We start from the raw sequence: 17,247 nt of genomic DNA, 5'->3' as shown, positions 1-17,247 counted from the left end.
GGGAGGTCCGTCACGTTGCCTGTGGCGCGTGACTTTTTCCCGACACCCTCGCGCGTGCAACACTGGATGGTCCGCCTTCGGCAGGTCAGTCGGCCGACGGGCGCGGAAATCCGGCAATGGAGAGGACGCTGGCGTGAGCGGTGGACCACTGATCGTGCAGTCGGACAAGACCCTGCTGCTGGAGATCGACCACCCGGACGCGCAGGCCTGCCGGATGGCGATCGCGCCGTTCGCCGAGCTGGAGCGCTCCCCCGAGCACGTGCACACCTACCGGCTCACCCCGCTGGGGCTGTGGAACGCCCGGGCCGCCGGCCACGACGCCGAGGGTGTGGTGGACACCCTGATCAAGTACTCCCGCTATCCGGTGCCACACGGGCTGCTGGTCGACGTGGCCGAGACCATGGACCGGTACGGCCGGCTCCAGCTCGCCAACGACCCGGCGCACGGCCTGGTCCTGCGCGCGCTGGACCGACTGGTGTTGATCGAGGTCGCCAAGAGCAAGAAGCTCGCCGGCATGCTCGGCGACAAGATCGACGACGACACCATCCAGGTGCACCCGTCCGAGCGGGGCCGGCTCAAGCAGGCGCTGCTCAAGCTGGGCTGGCCGGCGGAGGACCTGGCCGGGTACGTCGACGGCGAGGCGCACCCGATCGAGCTGGCCGAGGCCGGCAAGGACGGGCGCAAGCCGTGGACGCTGCGGTCGTACCAGCGGGAGGCCGTGGAGGCGTTCTGGGCCGGCGGGTCGGGCGTGGTGGTGCTGCCCTGCGGCGCGGGCAAGACGCTGGTCGGGGCGGCGGCGATGGCCGAGGCGAAGGCGACCACGCTGATCCTGGTGACGAACACGGTCGCCGGCCGGCAGTGGAAGCGGGAGCTGATCGCGCGCACTTCGCTGACCGAGGACGAGATCGGCGAGTACTCGGGCGAGCGCAAGGAGATCCGCCCGGTCACCATCGCCACGTACCAGGTGCTCACCTCGCGCAAGAAGGGCGCGTTCACCCACCTGGACCTGTTCGGCGCCCGCGACTGGGGCCTGGTCGTCTACGACGAGGTGCACCTGCTGCCCGCGCCGATCTTCCGGTTCACCGCGGACCTCCAGGCCCGCCGCCGGCTAGGGCTCACCGCCACGCTGGTCCGCGAGGACGGCCGGGAGGGCGACGTGTTCAGCCTGATCGGCCCGAAGCGGTACGACGCGCCGTGGAAGGACATCGAGTCGCAGGGCTGGATCGCCCCGGCCGAGTGCACCGAGGTACGGGTCACGCTGACCGACGCCGAGCGGATGACGTACGCGACGGCGGAGGCCGAGGAGCGGTACCGGATGGCGGCGACCGCCCGCACCAAGCTGCCCGTGGTTCGCGCGCTGGTGGACCGGCACAAGGACGACCAGGTGCTGGTGATCGGGGCCTACATCGACCAGCTGCACCAGCTCGGCGAGTACCTGGACGCGCCGATCGTGCAGGGCTCGACCACCAACAAGGAACGGGAACGGCTCTTCGACGCGTTCCGCTCGGGCGAGCTGCGCACCCTGGTCCTCTCCAAGGTCGGCAACTTCTCCATCGACCTGCCCGAGGCGGCGGTGGCGATCCAGGTGTCGGGGACGTTCGGGTCGCGGCAGGAAGAGGCGCAGCGGCTGGGGCGGGTGCTCCGGCCGAAGTCCGACGGCCGGCAGGCGCACTTCTACACGGTGGTCTCCCGGGACACCATCGACACGGAGTACGCCGCCCACCGGCAGCGGTTCCTGGCGGAGCAGGGGTACGCGTACACCATCGTCGACGCCGACGACGTCCTCGGCCCGAAGCTGCCCACGGTCGACTGACCCCGCGTGATCGGCTCCGCTTGCCGGATGTGGCGCGATCCGGTCACCAACACCCCCACGTCCCGTAAACGGAGTCGATCACTGTGGGAGTCTCGGGGAGACCGCGCCGGGACCGGCTGTCCTTCGTGCTCCCCACGGACCTGATGTCGTAAACGACTCAGCCGTCAGCGCTTTCTCGACTCGACAACGAACACCCCGAGCCTACGCGGCTAAGGCCGCCGATCCGGGCGAGGTGAAGATCGCCCTGGAGTGCCCCGGCCAGCGACTGAACGGGTGCGGTCCACGGCGACGGCGCCATAGTCAAGATCCCGGAGTGCTGGGCGTTTTGCCGCGACAAACTGCCGCTCACGGTCGAAGTGCTCCGGTGCCTGGACCGCCCCGCAGTACAGGTGCAGATCCGGTGGGACAGCCTCCGTCACTGTGTTGCTTTTAGAGTTGCTGTAGACAGCGTCCACGCCGCCGCTCCGGCCGGACCTGACCCCCGCCGGGGGGAGGCGGGTACGGCGAGTCGACAGCTGCATTGGGTATCGGCCGCCACCGACGAGGGCATGTCATCGCCTGTCGGCCGACATCTGCTCGCAGATGTCGCTACAGGGCTCGCTGCCTTATCGCTGCCTCTCACAAATCAACAGCCGCGAACCACTGTCGCCCGGCGTCGCCGCTGTCGACGGCTACACGGCTCCATCACGTGCGGCACGGAGGCAGTGATGCCCACCGCTCACCGGCGCTCCGTCGCGCCATCGGGCAGCAGGTGCCGCAACCGAACCTCGCCCAGAGCAGCATCTACGGGGATTGAGACATGCTGGGCCAGCAATTCCAGCATCGCGTCATGCAGTTCCACAACCGCCTTCAGCACCAGTCGTGCATCCCGAAACGTGCCCTTCCCACGGTGAGACAAATTCGAACGAACCGCGTAGTAGTACTTGGCGCCGCCGGCGCCGTCCGGCCTCAACTCGATCTTGACGCTGGGATTTCTGCTGTCCACGACACTGTCGACCCCGGCGCCCACGGTCTTTAGGGCAGCTTGAAACGCAGCGTCCTTGTCTAGTCGGACAACCCGGGGCCAGGGATCTAGCGCTGGCCCGTAGCGGAGCGCCGTGTATCGTTCAACGACGCTCCACAGAAGAAGGTAGGACGCCTGGAGGCGGAAAAACTGACGCCAGAACGGGGGGCTATCCGGTTGCGCCTGCACGCCACGAGGCGCAGCCTCCAACACGAGCCGCCGGACCTCCGCCAGTCCCTCACCAAACACTGGATCATGACCGGCCGACCATTCCGGCACTGGATCTCCAGAGACCCCGCGGCACAGCTTCTCGCCGGCGAGAACGTTGGCACTGATACTCCGGCCATCTGCAATCGTGGCCTCCGTCGTGTTCCACCTGTACTGGGTACGCGGCTCAAACTCAGCCACCTTCTGCAAGGCCTCATCGGCCTTGCCTGGGGGAAAGAAGAGGAGAGAGCCATGGACACGCCCGGCAGCCGAGGAATCGAGCAACGGCAGTCCATCACGCAGCCTGATCACGCCGGCAACGGTCGCATCCTCGTCCCGGGTGACATGGCGCTCGAGCAGACTGAAGGCCAGCTCACCGGGCTTCAGCGAACCATAGACAAACAGCGGCAGATCTCGGTCCTGCGGCAACCCCAGTGATGGCATGCGGCGATTGTGCCTCCTGGTACCAAGCGCTGCCTGCCTGGGACTGTCAGTGGGACGATCGGCGCCTCACGGGGGCAGCCGCGGGACCGGCAGACCGTGCTCGCTGGCGCCAGCGCCGCGCGCAGCCTGACGAGCTGACCCCGCTACCGCCTACCCGCCGGCTCGCCGGCGTAAGCGCGATGGCGGGGCGGAGCTGATGGGATTTGAACCCCTTACACCCACGGTAGTGAGAGAACATCATCAATCGGACCGTTCGACCCTGTGACCAGGGCGGAGCCTGCCGCCGCTTGCCAACGTCTGCCACCGTTGGTTGCTCTCGGTTGTAGTGGATCTGTACCCGATGATCTTGTTGTCTGTCGGTGGCTGTTCGTCCGCCCCGAAGCCTGCCTCTCAGCATCTCGTCGGCCTCACCCCGGCTGGTACGCATAATCCGGTCGCTGGGCCCGCATCCGCTTCGCTATGGTCCGCCGCATGCGGCTGGAGAGGATCACCCCGGAGAACTACGAGGCGGCTCTCGCGCTGTCCGTGCGCCCCGATCAGGAGGATCTGGTCGCGCCGGTGGTCAAGTCGCTGGCCGAGGCGTACGTCTTCCCCGGCAACGCCTGGCCGAGGCTGATCTATGACGGCGACCGACTGGTCGGCTTTCTGATGGCTTTCCTCGACATCCCATGGGGCAGCAAGCCCGACGACCTGCGCTCCGGCCTCTGGCGGCTGAACATCGCGGCCGATGCTCAGGGAAACGGATACGGCCGGTTCGCCGTCGAGGCCGTTTGCGGGGAGATCCAGGCCCGCGGCAGCACTCGGGCATACGTCACCTGGGCGCCCCGCGCAGGAGGGCCGGAGATGTTCTACCTGAAGCTGGGCTTCAGGCCGACAGGCGAGCAGAGTGGTGACCAGACCGTCGGCGTCCTGGACCTTTGAGGATGCGTCGCGGCCGTGGCCCGGTTAATCATCCACTCGGCCCGCGCCGGCTCTCCCCCGCTACGCCTCCTAGCCATCCCGTCGGCCTTCGTTCGCACACCGTGGAGCGGGTGGGGCCTGCCCGGTCAAGGTGGAGCACCCAGCGGCTGAACGACCTTGACCGGGCAGGCCCCGCCCGCTCGGCTCTGCCCGAGCGGAGGCTGTCGGGATGGCGCCAACCATCCCGGAGTGCCCGAGCGCCCCGCCGGAGGCACGCCCTTTCGCGATGGCCAGGCTCCGAGCGCCCGGACGGGCGAGCTACGCTGGACACAGACCTTTATCGACTGATCAACCCGGGGCACCGTGCCCCACCGGGGATTCCTCCCGGACCAAGATCGCGTAGTTCCGAGGCCGACGGGCACCAGGTCGCCCACCTACATGCTTCAGGACGCGCCGAGCCCCTTAGGAGGGGTGTTCGGTGTTGCCTGAAATCAGTTCGACCGGCCATTGGGCTCTCATCGCCCTAGTGGCCGCCGGCCAGCTCGCATGGCCGTTGCTTGGCTTTTATCTAGTGCGGAAGGCACGGCCGGAGGATATACCGAAGGTTGCCGATGCCTTGGCGCGCTGGCGCGGCCTCTTCCGCAGACGCTAGCTATGAACGTCGGAAGCCCCGGTCTGCCTGACGATGTCAGGCGGCCGGGGCTTCCTCGTATGTCGCGCCGCCGGCGGGCTGCAACCGACGCGCTGGCGGCCGAAGGCCAGAGGCGCGGCGCGGGCCGCCTTGATCCCGTACAGAAATTGCTCACACGTCAGCCGACACAGAGCCGGCAACCCGTCGCGTCCTGTCACGTACATGCTTGGCGCTTGGCTCCCGCAGATGCGTGGCACGATCGCACGGCCAGCGGCCATGAGTGAGCCTTAGGCGAGGAAGATCAGCAGCGCGATTGAACGCCGGTTGTTCCCGTTCAGATCTCGGGAGCGCCGGCCGACTGAGGTTCTGATCTTCCAGTCCAAAGGTTGGAACCGCTGTGTGCCGACAGCCGTGGACCAGCTCACCGCCTGCCAGCGCGGGTCAGCGCCGGCTGGACTCCGCGACGAAGACGCCGCGACCCGGGCGGCCGACCAGCACACCCTGCTCCCGCAACGTCGCGATCGCCCGCTGAATTGTCGAGTGCGAGACGTCGTAGGAGTCGGCAAGCGCGCGACCCGAGGGCAACTGGGTGCCCGGCGGATAGGTCCCGTCCTTGATCTTGCTCCGCAGGTCGTCCAGCAGTTCGTCCATGGTGGGTGGGATAGGCACGATGCGGCCCCTTGCAGTCGGTTGGCCCACCCAGTATTGATCCACCTCCTCAACGTAGGCAATGCATCTACTGAAAGAGGTGATGGTGGTGACATAGCTGATGGTGATGGTGGTTCGGCAGAAGAGGACAGAGCGGTACTTGACGTAGGTGATGCTGCATCGGTAGCGTCGCTCTCGGTGATGCGGTGCTGCTGCGGTCGGTTGGCGCCTCTCGTACCGGTCTCGCATCGCCGCCGAGACCTCACCCTCCGCGCTCCCCCGGCGCGGCCCTGCTGTCGTACCGCCGATCGCGGCTGCGGCGGCAGGGCGGGGCGGTCTCCGCCGGCCACAACCGGCGGAGGCCGCCCCCTCCACTTCGACGCGACCCGACGAAGGGCGGTCACCCGTGCGCAGCCTGATCCGCCGGCTGGCGAGCCGACGCGAGGAACGACGTCCGATGGAAGACGCCGGCCCAGCCCGAGGTCGGCCTCCCCTCCGGCCCTGGCAGATCCGCGAGCGGTGCTTCAACGTCCGCCGGCGCGGCCTCGACCCGGTTGAGATCCGCGCCTTCCTGCACCAGGTGGCCGACGAACTCACGGTCGCGCAGACCGCCCTGGTCGCGGTGCAGGAGGAGAACGTACGGATCAAGAACGCCCTGCGCGTTTGGCAGAGCGCCCAGTCGGCGAACCACCGCTACCGATGACCGACCGCTGGGTGATCCACCTGCCGGTCACCGCACCCGACCTGCACCGCGCCCGGATCTTCGCCCGGACCGCCGCCCGGGTGCTGGCCCGGCTCAGCGCCCGCGTTGAGCCGGGCGGGGTGACCGTCTCGCCCGAGGACCAGCAGAACGTACGACACTGGGTCTTCTGCGACCGGCGACTACCCGGCGGCGCGCGGTGTGCCCTGCCGGCCGACCACACCGCGCCCTGTTCGCGGCGCGCGCCCTGGCTCAACCGGCGGTGAAAACCGCCGGGAGGCGGGCAGGTGGGCACCCTGCCGAGCGCGCCCCGCAACAGGAAGGGGGTTGGCGGGCCGCTGAGCGCGGCCCGCCAACCCCCGGCAAGGCTTGATTAGCCGAGGCCGCCGGCCCGGAACGCCACCCAGGCGTCGCTCATCCGGTCCGCCTGTCCCGCGGTGAACATGTCCATGCAGGAGTCCTGCGAGTAGTCCATGAAGTTGTGGATCGGGTCCACCCCGGGTGCGGTGCAGGTGTCCGCTCCCACCGGGCAGTTGAACTGCGGGTGAGCTTCACGCGGGGTGTCCGCGACGTAGTCGCCGGAAGCGGAGCAGCCGTGCGCGAAGGTGTGCTCCAGCATCAGCCAGTGCCCGACCTCGTGCGTCAGCGTGTCACCCAGCGCGTACTTGCCGGCAGTGCCGCCCGGCATCGACTCGTCGAGCATCACCACGCCGTCGATGTAGTCGCGGCCGTTGTTGTAACCCTTCGGGAAGTACGCCCAGCCGAGCAGCCCGCCGCCGATGTTTGCCGCGTACACGTTCAGGGTACGGGCGTCGCCGGTGTACAGCGCCTGCTTCATGTCCCGCTCGTTCTTGCCCGGCACGACCGTGTACCAGTCGCTGTTCACCGTCCACGTCGTGTCGACGAGGTCGAACCGGAACGGCGTGTCCGCGGCGTTCGCGGCGGTGCGGCCCGCGTACGAGTCGTTGAGCACCTTCATCTGCGCCGCGATCAGGGTGTTCCACCTGGTCGTCTCCGCCGCGCTGAGGGGGTGGTCGGAGACCATGTGGAAGACCGTCGGCACGGTGACGCTGCCGTTGGGCAGGCGCGGGGAGTCCTTGATCACGCCGTAGGCGTTCGCCTCGTTCTTCGAATACAGCTCCGGCTCCTGGGCGGTGGCGCCCTCGCTGACCCGGGCCGCGCTGTGCCCCTCGGCACCCGGCTCACAGGCCGCGGCCCCCGGGGAGGCGGTCGCGGGCGCTGCCATGCCCACCGCGCCGTAGGCGCCACCGGACGTCAGGAACGTCGCAGCGGTGGCGGTGAGGACTGCCATTCGGAAGGCCGATCTCCTGTGCATCGTTGCACCTTTCAGGGAGTGGAGCGGTGCGGAATCGACGCGGGCTGCCATGACCAGGTCAATGACGTCGTCGCCCCGGTATAAGACCACGTCAGTTGCGCTCCGACAACAGTCCTGGGGACAGTCGTGCCGGCATCGCCCTGTCCGCGCTCGCCGTCGCGACCGTACTTCCGTCATCCACCGCCGTCGCGGCGGAGACCACACCCCTCGCCGACCTCCGGCTCAATTTGACGGCGACTGCGAGTCGGATCCCCGGTGCCGACTTACCGCATAGCCAATCGTCTTATTCGTACCCTCGCCGAGGCGCAGACGACATCGATTCGTGCACCCATCGGGAGGTCCAGCCGTGCTAGCTTCGCTCGATGACTTGTTTACGGGGCAGGGCCCGGCTCCGCCGGATGAGCTGGGCGTTTGCGGCGCTAGGATTGTCTACTGTGCTGGTCGCACCGGGGACGGCAAGCGCCATCGCCAACGGAACTCCCGTGGCCGACGGTCAATACCAGTTCTCAACCAAACTGACCATGACCAACGTCCCGCGTGCCGACGGCACCGTCTACGACAGCGCATGCTCCGGCGCGCTGGTCGCCCCGCAGTGGATCATCACCGCCGGGCACTGCTTCCACGACGCCTCTGGCACCAGGGTCAGCGGTCCTGTGCCGTACGCGACCACCGCGACCGTCGGCCGGACGGACATCAACGCCACCAACGGGTACGTCGTTAACGTGACGGAGGTGCGGCAGGCATCCCGCCACGACGTGGCGCTGGCCAAGCTCGCTACACCGATCACGGACATCACGCCGCTGCCGATCAGCGCCAGCTCGCCAAAGACCGGCACCATCCTGCGGATGACCGGCTGGGGCGCCACCGGTTCCGTCAACCCCACGCCCGCTACCCACCTGCAGACCGGCCAGTTCAAAATCACCCGAGTCGCCGGCTCGTCCGTCATGGTCATCGGCTACGCCCCGGCCGCCGACACCAGCGCCTGCCTCTGGGACTCCGGCGCCCCCTACTTCACCGAGACCGCGGACGGCACCCGAACCCTCGTCTCGGTCGAATCCGACGGACCGTCCTGCCCCCACTCACAGGATGAGACGACCGCGCGGGTAGACCGGATCGCTGACTGGATCCAGCAAACCAGCGGCGCCACCATCGTTGCCGCGCGCGCTGGCGGCCGTGGTTGATGCACCAGGCGTGATGATCGAGCATCCGCGCCAGCTCAAGGGAGCGGCCTAACAATCAATGACGTCGTCGTCCTAGGATGAGACCACGTCCAGTGGCCCGACAACAGACCTGGGGACAGGGCTCATGTCCCGTAACGGCAGGGGCCGACGAGTGAGGCGCTGATCCCGCGTGAGTCAGGCCGCCCTGAGCTTCCGTAGGACGTACTGGTTGAGGCTCATGCCATCCTCGGCGGCCTGGATGGCGAGCTCGCGGTGCAGGCTCTCTCCTACGCGGAGGTTGAACTTGCCTGAGTAGCTGCGCTCAGCGAACGGCTGCGGCACCTGCTCGCCCTGCTCCTCCATGTCCGCGATCACTTCACGCAACAGGTCCTGGAGCCCCTGCAGAGCCTCGATTTGGGAGGACGCCAGCCACGAGAGGGACGGAAACTCGGCGCAGGTAGCGACGAACTCGTTGTCCTGGGCTGACCACGTAACGCGGTAGGTGTAGTGGGACACCTCAGGAAGAGGATCGGTCTGCATCACATGGCCTCCTTCTTGTCGATCGCCTTGAGCACCTGCCGGACCTGGTACGCCTTGGCCTTGCCCTTGTCGTTCTGGATATTGACCCGTGGGTCGCCCGCCCAAGGCATCCTGAACACCGCATGGGACGTGCCGGCTTGCCGCGGCTTCCCGAAGTAGTGCTCGCACACCCCGTAGAGATCGTTGTAGGCGATGTTCTGCTGGTTCTTCCGCATCGCTTCAACAAGCTTGTCTATGGACGGCACACGTTGATGGTACTGTCAGCGGTACCATAGCCGCAACACTTCGCCGGGCAGGTCGATCGCGAATCGAGCTCTTGGTCCGCATCATCGGTAGCCAAGCTGGTTCAGCAAGCTGAGAGGGGTTCGTCGGCTGCCCGCGCCGATCTTCCGGTTCACCGCGGACCTCCAGGCCCCCGCCGGTTGTTTCGGGATTTCCTTGAATCCGTTACCGATGAGGTTCAGTTGATCCGTTACGGTTCCGGCTAAATGATCTCTGCGCTAGTTCGTCGGTATCGAACAGGGTGCGATCAAGCTAGGGGTGGCGGCGCGCGAAGAGGACGGCCCCTGGAACGCTCTCGTCCAGATCGAGCAGCATCTGAGCCTCGACCGTGAATCCGGCATCGCGCAGCCAGGCTGCCACTTGGCCAGGCTGGCGGCGGTGGACGTACACCTTCATCGGGTGGCCACCGTAGCCCTGTGTTTTCAGCCGCGATTCGTCGCCGACGTGAAAGCCGAGCAGCAGCAGTCCCCCGGGACGCAACGCCCGCCGGAAGTGACCGAAAACCCTGGAGACCGCGTCGTCGGGGACGTGGATCAGCGACCACCAGGCGAGCAGGCCGGCAACCGAGGCGTCGGCGAGGTCCAGGTCCGTCATCGAGCCCACCTCGAACCGCAGGCCGGGGTGGTCACGCCGAGCCACGTCGACCATCGCGGGGGAAAGGTCGATGCCAAACGCGTCGACGCCCAACTTGCGCAGGTGGGCGGTGACGTGTCCTGATCCGCAGCCCACGTCCGCCACCGATCCGCCGCCGGCGGCGTGCACCATGTCGGCGAACAACGCCAGACTCCCTCGTAGGTAGGGCTCGCCAGCGAGAGCGTCGCGCATTTGGTCGGCATAGCTGACCGCGACTGTGTCGTAGGAGGTCCGGGTGTCCACCAACCAGTCTTGATCGCTCATCCCGGACAGGGTAGTGACTCGACGGGATACTGGGTTGCCTGCTCCCCACCCCTGCGGCAGCCTTCCCGGCATGATCGAGACGCGTGTGCTCACCGAGGGCGATTGGCAGATGTGGCGGCAACTGCGGCTCGCTGCGCTAGCGGAGGCGGCGTACGCCTTCGGTTCCCAACTGGCGGACTGGCAGGGCGACGGCGACCGTGAGGAACGCTGGCGCGGTCGGCTGGCCATCCCCGGCTCCTACAACATCCTGGCGATGCTCGATGGGCAGCCCGTCGGGATGGCCAGCGGGGTGCCGACTGATCAGGAGGGCGTCGTCGAGCTGATCTCGATGTACGTGGCGCCGGTGGGACGTGGCCGGAGCGTGGGCGACCACCTCGTGCGGGCGGTCGAGCGGTGGGCTCGGCAGGTGGGCGCGGGGACGCTGCGGCTGGCCGTGGTGGAGGGCAACAAGAACGCTTGGGCGCTCTACCAACGGAACGGCTTCCGTGACACAGGTGAGCTCGGCGACCTCATGCCCGACGGCGTGCGTCGGGAGCACGTCATGACCAAGAGTCTCGTGGGTTAGCGGTCGGCCGTCGCGGACGCCGGGGCGGGCCAGTCGCTAGGCCAGCGCGATCGTCTGTTCGCGTACCGGTGGCAGACAGGTGCTCGCGCTGCAGGCCCCGTACGTGACCACCACCTCGGCCGGACCATCCCCGGTGGAGCGGACCGGCAGCGTGACGGTGACCGGGCCGTCCGGGTACACGGGCAGGGTCACGCCCAGCTCCTCGATCCGCAGCTCGCTGACCGGCTTGTCGGCGGTGGGCGCACCGATCGCGTCGAGGCTGCCCCGGACGGCGACGACCGTCGGGATGCCGAGCCCCTGCACCCCGTAGGGTGGCAGGTCGGTGCTGTAGAGGTGGAAACCGGGCCGCTGCGGGCGGAAGGTCGCCCGCAGCCGCGCGCCGTTTGGCCCGTCGGTCAAGGTGGCCTCGACGGACACGCCGCCGGCCTCCAGCCGGCCGCTGCGGTCGGCCGTGGTCGGAGGCCCGCCGGAGCGGGTGCAACCCGCCGTCAGAAGCACGCCGACGAGCACCCCGACCAGCAGCCTGCCGTGACCGGTCAATGCTTCGGCGCCCACTTGGTCAGGAAGGCGTTGACCTGCTTGCTGTCCATGCTGCGGGCGTTGGCGAAGGAACCGTCGTTGGTGGCCACCTGGACCTTGCCCTCGGGCGTCAGCACCACCAGCGCAGGGATCCCGCTGCGGTTCAGGTTGAGGTACTTACCGGCGAACTTCAGGTTGTGGTCGAATTCGCCGACGTCCACCGCCAGCAGGTGGTAGTTCCGCTCCAGCAGCGGCCTGGTCTCCGCCGACTGGAACAGCTCGTGCAGCACGTGGCAGTCCGGGCACCAGTCCGCGCCGAAGTCGATCAGCACCGCCTTGCCGTCCGCCCTGGCCAGTGCGAGAGCGGTCTTCAGGTCGGCGGCCGGATTCCGCTTCGGGTCGTACCGGTCCGGCAGCGTCACCTTCGGGGCGGTCGGGGACGCGGCGGGCTTCACGGCCGCCGTGGTGGCGGGTGTCGCTCCCGCTGTCGGTCGGCTGTCCTGGCTGGCGCAGGCCACCAGAAGCAGTGCCGTACCAGCCGCGGCCGCGAGACCGACGCGTTGCAGCATCACCACAAGCACCCCCGTGAATTGGTCAGGCGCCGGAGGATAACGCACAACGACCTCGTGCCGCTGCCCGGACGATCAGTCGAGGTGGAACACCCACGGACGGAGCTGGGCGGGCAGGTGGTCGCGCGGCAGTGGCCGGACGAAGACCAGGCCGTGATCTCACCGCACATCGTCGCCGGCAGCCGCGATCACGGCTGCACGAGCCGGATCAAGCATCGTGGCCTTCCTGTCTTGACGGTCGACGGCGCAGGTAGCGGGCGCGGCGGCCGGCGTCGCGGAACCCGAGCCGCCGGTACAGCGCGGCCGCGGTGTTGTCGTCGTTCACACAGAGCCACGCCTGTCGGGCACCATTCCCGGCCAGCGCCCGCAACGCGGTCGCCACCAGGTACGCGCCGACCCGTCGGTGCCGCCAGCCGGGGACGACGCCCACCTGGTCGACCCAGTTGTCGATGACGTTGAGGAACCCGACGGCAGTGCCGTCGGGACCGCGAGCGATCATCGACAGGTCCGGCCGGTACTCGTCGTCCTCCCACAGCTCAGCCAACCAGTCCTCGGCGCTGGGCGCGGCGAAGCCGGGTCGGTCGGCGAAGGACGCGCGGTAGGTCTCGAACAGTTCGGGGCCGATCTCCCAGGTCACCGGCTCGGTGTGCACGCCGTCGGGGCGCGCGACCTCCGGGAGGACGTTGAGGTCGTGCCGCAGCACCGACTCGGCGAAGGTCCGCTCGAAGCCGCGCGCCGTGAAGAGGTCCTCCGCGCCCGGGCTCCAGGACTCGGTGGTCACGAGCAGGTCGCCGTTGCCGGCCTGCTCGTCCGCCCAGCTCAACAGCCGGCTGCCGAGACCCCGCTCCCGCCAGGCCGGATGCACCAGGCCGGTGCTGGTCGCCGGCTGGCCGGCGGTGCCGACGCCCACGGCCGCGACCAGGCTGCCCTCGTGCCAGACGCCGAGGGTACGGTCCTGGAGCAGCCGCGCCCTCAGCAGCGGACGGCTTGCAAACAGCGGCAGCCCACCGTCGGCGGCCAGGCACGCCTCAGCCAGTTCCGTCAGCGCCGCGAGGTGCCCTTCGCCGAACTCTTTCCAGGTCAGCGCGTCCCCGCCCGGCTCCGTCCGGTTCACCATCATCCTTCGCCCCTGTCGCCTGCCGCCGATCGCCCGACGGCCGGCCGTGGCGGCTGATGCCGGGCCGGCGCGACGACGTCCGGTGGCAGTAGGCACCCCGGCCCGGGCCAGCGTCAACCGGTTTCAGTCCGTCCGCGCCCGGGATCAGCGGCGTCAGAGGACGCGGGTGATCTGCTCGGCGGCGATGCGGGCGTCCCGCCGAGCGGGGTCGAGGTTCCCGCAGATCACCACGGATGCGCCGGCGGAGAGCGGTGCCAGCAGCCACTTCAACGGCTGCTCGTGCTCGGTGGCGTCGACCAGCAGCCGGTCCCCGGCCCGCAGGTCGAGCCGCTCGGCGAGCCCGTGGGCGATGCTCCCCCAGGCCCCGTAGCTGGTGCCGTCCGGGCTGGCGGGGTCCGAGGCGTGGACGGCGGTGTAATCGGGTGGGGTGGCCGGGTGGCGAAGCACCTCGGCGGACCAGTCGAGCCAGCCGACGGGCACGTCGGTCAGCGGCTCCGGCCCGGTGCCGACGAGGTAGCGGTGCCGCCCCTCGGGTACGTCCTCCAGCCAGTCGTCGAGGCGCTCCGGGGTCACGAAGACCGCGTCGTACGGCAGGTCGGCGCCCGGTTCCAGGACCGGCAGCCCGGCGGTGGCCCGCGGCCGGAACGACACCGCCATCCCGACCGACCAGGCCCCGAGCAGCATCGCGGCGGTACGCCAGTGCGGCGGCAGCAACACCGCGACCCGGCTGCCAGGCGCGAGCCCGCAGCCGTCGCGCAGCAGTCCCGCGCTGCGCGCCGCCCAGCCGCCGAGCTGGCTCGCGGTCAGCGCGGTCCGCTCGCCGGTCGCGTCGTCGTAGCAGGTCAACAGCGGTCGGTCGACTTCGTCGACCCCACCGACCAGCGTGGACGTCGCACCATTCGGGCCCATCTGGCACCCCTCTCCGCCGGCCAGGATCCCGGCCCACCCTATCGACCGGTGACCGGTCGCGGCGCTCCCGACGCAGCTCGTGGTCCGGAAGACGCTCCCGCAGCGATGTCGGCACCGCGTCGGCCCGTGCCGGGCCGACTAAACTCGCGGGCACACCCGCTCGGGAACGGGGCCAGCGCATGGGCGAGCTGCTGTCGACGGTCGTCGGGATCGTCAGCTCCTACGTCGCTCGCCTGCTCGACCGCCGGGTGGTGTCCCAGGACGCGAAGGTCGCCGCCGAACTGATGGCGGTCGTCCTCACCCTGCAGGAGCTGTGCCTCACCGGTGACCGGATCCTCGCCCTCGCCGGCTCGATGGTCTCGGGTACCGCGCAAGCCGACGATCTGACGGAGTTCGCCGCCCTGCTGCGCCGGCAGTCCACGCTCGTCGATCAGCTCAGGAGCCGGGTCGAGGGTTCGCGTGCTCTGCTCGCCACCGTCGAGGTGGAGTTCGCCTTCGCGGTGGCGCCGTTCCTCGACGGCAAGTCGGGGCTGTTGACCCGTTGGCAGCAGCAGGCCGCCCTGAGTCAGTTCTCCACCAGCACCCTGTTCTTCCTGTCCGGCGAGAGCGTCACCCGGGCGGTGGCGGCGAGCCGGCCCGGCCCCTCCGGCGCCGCGCTCGACCTCGACCGGACGGATTTCGTGCTGGTGGTGGCGGACGAGGTGCGGAGCGTACGCCGGCAGGAGGTGCGGGACATCCGTAACGCCGCCGACGACGAGCGCGACCGGTTGCTGCGGGACATCACCGACGCCCGGGCCGCGCTGGACAACGCCCGGGCGCTGTGCACCCGGCTGGTCACGGCCACTCAGCAGACCGTCGGGACCGAGGCCATCGCCCAGTTGCGCCGGACGCTGGCCGGCCGGGATCAGCGGCGCTGATCCCGACCCGACCGGTGCAACTCGGGGTCGGTGGGATAGGTGCCCTGCCGTGGGAAGGCGTACGATCCCACGCCGGTTGCCAGCAGGCTGATCGACTCCATGCCGAGTTCCCTGCTGAGTTCCTCCGCGTTGAACATGAGTCGCTGGAACAGCCCGGTGCCCGCAACCTCGTCGGTGAGCCGGATCTCATCGAGCCACGCGCGCCGCTCCGGGAACGAGAAGCGCAGTTCGAGGAGGGCGTGCAGCCGCCCGTTCGGCGCGATCCGCAGGTCGACACCGCAGCCACCGTCGGGGTAGAGCGAGACCTCGAACGTGGCCTCCGGCAGACCCGCCGAGATCAGCTCGCGGAACCGGCGCGGTGGAACGGGCACCCACCGCCGCCACGAGGCGAGGAACTCCTCGTCCGCCCGGGCCACCGTCATCACCGGCTCCATCGCCCTCAGCTCGGCGGTCGTCAGGGCGGCGAGCCCGGCCCCGACATCCTGCGGTGCGGGCTCCACCGGGCGGAGCAGCCGCACCCGGCGCGCCTCCGCCAGCAGGTCGTCCCATTCCCGGTCCGGCCGGAACCGCCCGAGGTGGAAGTCGTCGCCGAGGCGGGACGAGAGGTGTTGCCACCAGGCCGCGGCGCGTACCGGCCGCATCCCGAACCGCATGGCGCCCGCGATGAAGCAGCGGTGCAGCAGGAGCGCGGCGCTGGCGGCGCCGACATCGACCATGGGCCGGTCCATGGCGCGGGCCGCGGCGACGCCGCCGCGTTCCATCTCGGTGTACGCCACCAGTGCCGGCATGTCCGCGATCCGCACCGGGATCCTGCCGTCGAGCTGGGAGTCGGTGTCGACCGGCGCCCACACCACGTCGTCGTCGAGGACGATCAGCGGCCGTGGCCCGTCGTCGTGCCGCACCACGAGTTCCAGGGCAGGCTCGCCCCGCGGCGAGAAGATCCGGTGCGCCCGGAGCACCGCGTCGGGGTGCAGCCGAAGGCCGTCGTCGATCGCCGGCACGGCCACGTGCACCTGCGCGCCGCTCGTCCGGACGCGAAGCGCCGGCAGGCTGCCCAACTCACGAACGAGTTCAGCTGCGTCCATGGGCAACTGTATCGGGACCTCGGCGCGGATGGATGCCCCGTCCTCCTCCGCAGGGGAGTTCCAGAAGGAACGAACTGCCCGGGCCGCTCAGGGCCCGGGCAGTTCGGCGTGAGGATTACTCCTTGACCATGACGACGTCCGCCGGGCGCTTCACCTTCACCGCGACGCCGTAGTCGTACAGTTCGAGCGTCGAGGCAAACGTGCCCTTGTCGAGCCGGCCCTTGGCCGTCGACTGCCAGGTGCCGGTGAGTGCCACCTTCGCGATCCGACCGTTGCCGTCGAGCGTGACGTCACCGGACGTGGTGGTCGACCCCTTCTCCTCCGACGTCGTGTAGCCGAAATGCAACGTCCCGTCGGGGTTCTCCGAGATGGTCGCGTTCGCGCTTTTCAACGCCGTGAACAGCGCCGCCGGGTCGGGTGCCGCCGCGCCCAGGACACTACGCCCGTCGCCGTAGAGGGACAGCCTGTCGTACGTGCCCGGGTACTGACCGTAGCGGCCGTACGTCTCGCCCCGGCCCTTGTCGGCCGGCAACTTGCCGAGCGGTCGTTCCCCACCGATGTACCGGGTGCCGTTGAGCAGCAGCTCGGTCATGACCGAGTCGTCCTGCGGCACACGGACGTACCCGGTGGCCGTCTTCGGGTCGAACGCGCCCTCGTACGTCAGTCCTTGCGGCCCCGAGTTGGTCAGCCGCATCCGGTAACTGATGTTCTGGCTGGCGGTGACGGCCGAGACCAGTTCCATCGCCGGCGAGGCCGGCTCGGGTCGGGACGACGCCTCGGCGGTGACGCCCGGACGGCCCGACGTCGGCATCGCCGCCACGGTTGCCGCCGTGGCGACGCCCAGCGCCACCAGCGCGCACGTCGCACTGACCATCGTGGTCGTCCGGCGTCGGCGTGCCTGCCGGCCGCGATCGAGGAGCGCCCCCACCGGGGGTACAGAGTCCGGTTCGCCGTCGACGATGCCGTGCAGCCGGTGGGCGAGCTGCTCACCAAGTGTGTTCATGA

19 protein-coding genes are annotated in these 17,247 nt (G+C 69.3%); 7 read left to right on the top strand and 12 right to left on the bottom strand.

The features are described 5' to 3' along the window. Window positions 1-133 precede the first annotated feature (133 nt). Entirely contained in the window at window positions 134-1,813 is a 1,680-nt protein-coding gene (locus I8N68_RS22335) for a DNA repair helicase XPB (RefSeq protein WP_200213575.1), read from the top strand. Window positions 1,814-2,531: 718 nt separating this feature from the next. Here I8N68_RS22335 and I8N68_RS22330 read toward each other — a convergent pair. Next, window positions 2,532-3,467: a gamma-glutamylcyclotransferase gene (locus tag I8N68_RS22330; RefSeq protein ID WP_200213572.1), complete on the bottom strand. Its 936-nt coding sequence runs from the start codon at window positions 3,465-3,467 to the stop codon at window positions 2,532-2,534. 471 nt (window positions 3,468-3,938) lie between these two features. Here I8N68_RS22330 and I8N68_RS22325 point away from each other — a divergent pair, with 471 nt between their 5' ends. Continuing rightward, entirely contained in the window at window positions 3,939-4,388 is a 450-nt protein-coding gene (locus I8N68_RS22325; RefSeq protein ID WP_200213565.1) for a GNAT family N-acetyltransferase, read from the top strand. Window positions 4,389-5,439: 1,051 nt separating this feature from the next. Here the strand turns inward: I8N68_RS22325 and I8N68_RS22320 are convergent. Then, window positions 5,440-5,649, bottom strand: a complete 210-nt coding sequence (locus tag I8N68_RS22320; protein WP_200213838.1) for a winged helix-turn-helix domain-containing protein — start codon at window positions 5,647-5,649, stop codon at window positions 5,440-5,442. A gap of 454 nt (window positions 5,650-6,103) precedes the next feature. Here I8N68_RS22320 and I8N68_RS22315 point away from each other — a divergent pair, with 454 nt between their 5' ends. Together I8N68_RS22315 and I8N68_RS22310 are read left to right on the top strand one after the other, a co-directional pair. Then, a complete protein-coding gene (locus tag I8N68_RS22315) occupies window positions 6,104-6,349 on the top strand; it encodes a DivIVA domain-containing protein (protein ID WP_200213562.1) in 246 nt (81 codons plus the stop codon). Then, window positions 6,346-6,612 (top strand): hypothetical protein, encoded by a 267-nt coding sequence (locus tag I8N68_RS22310; RefSeq protein WP_200213560.1) that lies wholly within the window; start codon window positions 6,346-6,348, stop codon window positions 6,610-6,612. The genes I8N68_RS22315 and I8N68_RS22310 overlap by 4 nt, the downstream gene beginning before the upstream one ends. 107 nt (window positions 6,613-6,719) lie before the next feature. Here I8N68_RS22310 and I8N68_RS22305 read toward each other — a convergent pair whose 3' ends face one another. Beyond that, entirely contained in the window at window positions 6,720-7,682 is a 963-nt protein-coding gene (locus tag I8N68_RS22305) for a zinc metalloprotease (protein WP_200213558.1), read from the bottom strand. Between the two features lie 398 nt (window positions 7,683-8,080). Between I8N68_RS22305 and I8N68_RS22300 the strand changes: the two genes are divergently transcribed. Next, window positions 8,081-8,863 carry a S1 family peptidase gene (locus tag I8N68_RS22300; RefSeq protein WP_234040373.1) on the top strand — a complete coding sequence of 261 codons (783 nt, stop codon included), beginning with the start codon at window positions 8,081-8,083 and terminating at the stop codon, window positions 8,861-8,863. Window positions 8,864-9,037: 174 nt separating this feature from the next. Here I8N68_RS22300 and I8N68_RS22295 read toward each other — a convergent pair whose 3' ends face one another. The 3 genes from I8N68_RS22295 to I8N68_RS22285 all read right to left on the bottom strand — a co-directional run bounded on the left by I8N68_RS22295 (window position 9,038) and on the right by I8N68_RS22285 (window position 10,561). Next, window positions 9,038-9,382, bottom strand: a complete 345-nt coding sequence (locus I8N68_RS22295; RefSeq protein WP_200213836.1) for a type II toxin-antitoxin system HicB family antitoxin — start codon at window positions 9,380-9,382, stop codon at window positions 9,038-9,040. After that, window positions 9,382-9,627, bottom strand: coding sequence for a toxin HicA (locus I8N68_RS22290; protein ID WP_307812926.1), 246 nt, complete (start codon window positions 9,625-9,627; stop codon window positions 9,382-9,384). The genes I8N68_RS22295 and I8N68_RS22290 overlap by 1 nt, the downstream gene beginning before the upstream one ends. Window positions 9,628-9,916: 289 nt before the next feature. After that, window positions 9,917-10,561, bottom strand: coding sequence for a class I SAM-dependent methyltransferase (locus tag I8N68_RS22285; protein WP_200213553.1), 645 nt, complete (start codon window positions 10,559-10,561; stop codon window positions 9,917-9,919). A 70-nt stretch (window positions 10,562-10,631) separates the two neighbouring features. On the opposite strand from I8N68_RS22285, the gene I8N68_RS22280 reads away from it, so the two are divergent. Continuing rightward, window positions 10,632-11,126 carry a GNAT family N-acetyltransferase gene (locus I8N68_RS22280; protein WP_200213547.1) on the top strand — a complete coding sequence of 165 codons (495 nt, stop codon included), beginning with the start codon at window positions 10,632-10,634 and terminating at the stop codon, window positions 11,124-11,126. 36 nt (window positions 11,127-11,162) lie between these two features. Here the strand turns inward: I8N68_RS22280 and I8N68_RS22275 are convergent, their stop codons facing one another. The 4 genes from I8N68_RS22275 to I8N68_RS22260 form a co-directional block, all read right to left on the bottom strand. Then, a complete protein-coding gene (locus I8N68_RS22275; RefSeq protein ID WP_200213545.1) occupies window positions 11,163-11,681 on the bottom strand; it encodes a protein-disulfide reductase DsbD domain-containing protein in 519 nt (172 codons plus the stop codon). After that, a complete protein-coding gene (locus I8N68_RS22270) occupies window positions 11,663-12,100 on the bottom strand; it encodes a thioredoxin family protein (RefSeq protein ID WP_200213543.1) in 438 nt (145 codons plus the stop codon). The genes I8N68_RS22275 and I8N68_RS22270 overlap by 19 nt, the downstream gene beginning before the upstream one ends. 322 nt (window positions 12,101-12,422) lie before the next feature. Then, complete coding sequence (locus I8N68_RS22265; RefSeq protein ID WP_307812925.1) at window positions 12,423-13,328, bottom strand: GNAT family N-acetyltransferase; 906 nt, start codon at window positions 13,326-13,328, stop codon at window positions 12,423-12,425. Window positions 13,329-13,484: 156 nt separating this feature from the next. Beyond that, complete coding sequence (locus tag I8N68_RS22260; protein ID WP_200213540.1) at window positions 13,485-14,240, bottom strand: TIGR03089 family protein; 756 nt, start codon at window positions 14,238-14,240, stop codon at window positions 13,485-13,487. Between the two features lie 179 nt (window positions 14,241-14,419). Here I8N68_RS22260 and I8N68_RS22255 point away from each other — a divergent pair, with 179 nt between their 5' ends. Next, entirely contained in the window at window positions 14,420-15,157 is a 738-nt protein-coding gene (locus I8N68_RS22255; protein WP_200213537.1) for a hypothetical protein, read from the top strand. On the opposite strand, the gene I8N68_RS22250 is transcribed toward I8N68_RS22255, so the two are convergent. Both I8N68_RS22250 and I8N68_RS22245 read right to left on the bottom strand, forming a co-directional pair. After that, complete coding sequence (locus I8N68_RS22250) at window positions 15,145-16,242, bottom strand: hypothetical protein (protein ID WP_200213534.1); 1,098 nt, start codon at window positions 16,240-16,242, stop codon at window positions 15,145-15,147. The genes I8N68_RS22255 and I8N68_RS22250 overlap by 13 nt on opposite strands. Window positions 16,243-16,357: 115 nt before the next feature. Further along, complete coding sequence (locus I8N68_RS22245; RefSeq protein WP_200213532.1) at window positions 16,358-17,245, bottom strand: hypothetical protein; 888 nt, start codon at window positions 17,243-17,245, stop codon at window positions 16,358-16,360. Window positions 17,246-17,247: the final 2 nt, after the last annotated feature.

It is taken from the genome of Micromonospora coerulea (genome assembly GCF_016598485.1).
GTDB lineage: Bacteria > Actinomycetota > Actinomycetes > Mycobacteriales > Micromonosporaceae > Micromonospora > Micromonospora coerulea.
This window is presented reverse-complemented; position numbering and strand designations above follow the sequence as displayed.

Coding starts and splice junctions, on each gene's coding strand:
- I8N68_RS22330 (WP_200213572.1), bottom strand. CDS start 3,467: ATGCCATCACTGGGGTTGCCGCAGGACCGAGATCTGCCGCTGTTTGTC.
- I8N68_RS22325 (WP_200213565.1), top strand. CDS start 3,939: ATGCGGCTGGAGAGGATCACCCCGGAGAACTACGAGGCGGCTCTCGCG.
- I8N68_RS22320 (WP_200213838.1), bottom strand. CDS start 5,649: ATGGACGAACTGCTGGACGACCTGCGGAGCAAGATCAAGGACGGGACC.
- I8N68_RS22315 (WP_200213562.1), top strand. CDS start 6,104: ATGGAAGACGCCGGCCCAGCCCGAGGTCGGCCTCCCCTCCGGCCCTGG.
- I8N68_RS22310 (WP_200213560.1), top strand. CDS start 6,346: ATGACCGACCGCTGGGTGATCCACCTGCCGGTCACCGCACCCGACCTG.
- I8N68_RS22305 (WP_200213558.1), bottom strand. CDS start 7,682: ATGCACAGGAGATCGGCCTTCCGAATGGCAGTCCTCACCGCCACCGCT.
- I8N68_RS22300 (WP_234040373.1), top strand. CDS start 8,081: ATGAGCTGGGCGTTTGCGGCGCTAGGATTGTCTACTGTGCTGGTCGCA.
- I8N68_RS22295 (WP_200213836.1), bottom strand. CDS start 9,382: ATGCAGACCGATCCTCTTCCTGAGGTGTCCCACTACACCTACCGCGTT.
- I8N68_RS22285 (WP_200213553.1), bottom strand. CDS start 10,561: ATGAGCGATCAAGACTGGTTGGTGGACACCCGGACCTCCTACGACACA.
- I8N68_RS22280 (WP_200213547.1), top strand. CDS start 10,632: ATGATCGAGACGCGTGTGCTCACCGAGGGCGATTGGCAGATGTGGCGG.
- I8N68_RS22260 (WP_200213540.1), bottom strand. CDS start 14,240: ATGGGCCCGAATGGTGCGACGTCCACGCTGGTCGGTGGGGTCGACGAA.
- I8N68_RS22255 (WP_200213537.1), top strand. CDS start 14,420: ATGGGCGAGCTGCTGTCGACGGTCGTCGGGATCGTCAGCTCCTACGTC.
- I8N68_RS22250 (WP_200213534.1), bottom strand. CDS start 16,242: ATGGACGCAGCTGAACTCGTTCGTGAGTTGGGCAGCCTGCCGGCGCTT.
- I8N68_RS22245 (WP_200213532.1), bottom strand. CDS start 17,245: ATGAACACACTTGGTGAGCAGCTCGCCCACCGGCTGCACGGCATCGTC.